This window comes from Streptomyces recifensis (genome assembly GCF_002154615.1).
Taxonomy (GTDB): domain Bacteria; phylum Actinomycetota; class Actinomycetes; order Streptomycetales; family Streptomycetaceae; genus Streptomyces; species Streptomyces griseoluteus.
This window is the reverse complement of sequence record NZ_MUNH01000339.1, coordinates 1-1,487: the sequence shown is the minus strand read 5'-3', so window position 1 is coordinate 1,487 and position 1,487 is coordinate 1. Positions and strand designations below refer to the sequence as shown.

Annotated in this window: 1 protein-coding gene; it reads left to right on the top strand. The window is 76.7% G+C overall.

Translation table 11 applies throughout. The annotated features are described in order from the left end of the window. Positions 1-218: 218 nt before the first annotated feature. Positions 219-1,187 carry a lysylphosphatidylglycerol synthase domain-containing protein gene (locus tag CCN33_RS18465; protein WP_086694686.1) on the top strand — a complete coding sequence of 323 codons (969 nt, stop codon included), beginning with the start codon at positions 219-221 and terminating at the stop codon, positions 1,185-1,187. The last annotated feature ends 300 nt before the right edge of the window (positions 1,188-1,487 follow it).

The following is a 1,487-nucleotide window of genomic DNA, read 5'->3' as shown; positions in this document are numbered from 1 at the left end:
CCCCACCCCCGAGCAGCCGCCGCACCGGGTGCCGAAGGGGCTCTGAGCCCGCCGGTCACCCTGTGCGTAACCCCCGCCGCGCGCCGGGCCGCCGCCGTATGGCCGTACCTGCGCGGCGGGGGGTGTGGTTCCGCGTTAGTTTGACCTTGATTTCGCTGTGGCGTCCGGTTTCCCCGGGCGTCGGCGACGGGTGCTTCCGTGGAGGGGGAGGGGTGCCGATGACGCAGGACGCTCCCGAAGTGCTCCCCGTACCGGCCGGCCGGCCGACGCCGCGCGTGCGGGGTCTCGTCTGGCAGGTGGGGCTGCTGGTCTGCGTCCTGCTCGTCCTCGCCTACCTCGCCCAGCGGTACTGGCCCACCGTGCGCAGCGGGGCGGTGCGGCTCACCGAGGCCGACCAGGGCTGGCTCTCGGTCGGGGCGGTCGCGGCCGTGGGTACCTGGGCGGCAGCCGCGCTCGCCCAGCAGGGGGCCGTCGTGGAACGGCTGCCCGGCGGGCGGCTCGTCGCGGCCCAGTTCGCCGCCTGCGCCGCCAACCATCTGCTGCCCGCCGGGATCGGTGCCGGGGCGGTGAACCTGCGGTTCCTGCTGCGCTGCGGGCTGCCCATGGGCCGCTCCGCCGGTGCGCTCGCCGTCAAGGGCGGGGCCGGAGGCGTGTCGAAGCTGCTGCTGATCGCGCTGCTGGTGCCGTTCTGTCCGGGGCTGCTGCGCGCGCCGGAAGTGCCGCTGGTCTGGCTGACCGGCGCGCTCTGCGCGGCGCTGCTGATCGCGGCGGTCGCCGCCGGCCCGCTGTGGCCGCGCTGCCGCCGGCTGCTGAGCGCGCTGATGGCCGACGTACGGGCCGTGCACGCGCGGCCGCGGCGGGCGGCGGCCCTGTGGGGCGGCTCGCTCGGCTTCGCCGCGCTGCACTGCGCGGTGCTGGTCGCGGTGGGGCGTGCCGTCGCGCTGCCGCTGCCCGCGCCCGAGGTGGCCCTGCTGTACCTCGCCGCCAGCGGTGCCGCCGCCCTGCTGCCGACGCCGGGCGGGCTCGGCTCGCTGGACGCGGCGCTCGTCCTCGCGCTCGCCACGTCCGGCGCGCCCGCCGCCACGGCCGCCTCCGCCGTGCTCGGCTACCGCATGCTGACCGTCTGGCTGCCACTGCCGCCCGGCCTGCTCACCCTCGCCGTACTCATGCGCCGCAAGGCGCTGTGAAAGGTGTCGTGGGCACCTAGGGGATGTCTCGCCGACCTTCGCGGGCCCGCGACCCCTGGCACGGCACCTCGCCGCACGGCCGAATCGCCCACGTACGTCCAGTACGAGGACGACCCGACCGCACGCCGAGGTACCGCACCAGACGCCGCGGGCTGATCCACGAAGATCGACGAGACACCCCCTACGCCTTGGACGGCGTGCGCTCCGCGGGCTCCGGGGCCGGGCCGTCGCCCATCGGCGGCTCCGGGTGCGTCTGCCGCTCCCGCAGGTCGGCGAGGGCCAGCACCAGCGCGACCAGGA

What these genes read in the sequence shown, in the direction of transcription:
- CCN33_RS18465 (WP_086694686.1), top strand. Translation starts at nt 219, where the DNA reads ATGACGCAGGACGCTCCCGAAGTGCTCCCCGTACCGGCCGGCCGGCCG.